The organism is Alkalihalophilus lindianensis (assembly GCF_032843265.1).
Taxonomy (GTDB): Bacteria; Bacillota; Bacilli; order Bacillales; family Bacillaceae_D; genus Alkalihalophilus; species Alkalihalophilus lindianensis.
In genome coordinates, this window is sequence record NZ_JAWJBA010000302.1 from 1 (window position 1) to 273 (window position 273).

General features: G+C 43.6%; 1 protein-coding gene. It reads left to right on the plus strand.

All coding sequences use genetic code 11. The features are described 5' to 3' along the window. Positions 1 to 273 (plus strand): Alp7A family actin-like protein (locus RYX56_RS22345; protein WP_439108529.1); only part of this gene is annotated, 273 nt, incomplete at both ends.

A 273-nucleotide genomic window follows, 5' to 3' on the forward strand; every position in this document is an offset into this window, starting at 1 on the left:
CTCAAGGCTTTAACCTTGGGGTGTCTGAATCTCTTGAGGCCATCCGTGAAGAAATTAGAACGAAACACGGTGTTGAGTTAGATACTCGCCGCGATGTAGTTGAGGTCATTACGAAAAAGCAAGACCGCAATCACATCATGGTTAAAGGAAGCCGTACGAGTGTTCATGACATTACAGACCGCATTTTATTTGAACTTGCGAAAAAGCAATACCGCCATCTTCCTAACGTATGGCAAAAGAATTCGCAAACAGAGATTTGCTACTTTGTAGGCG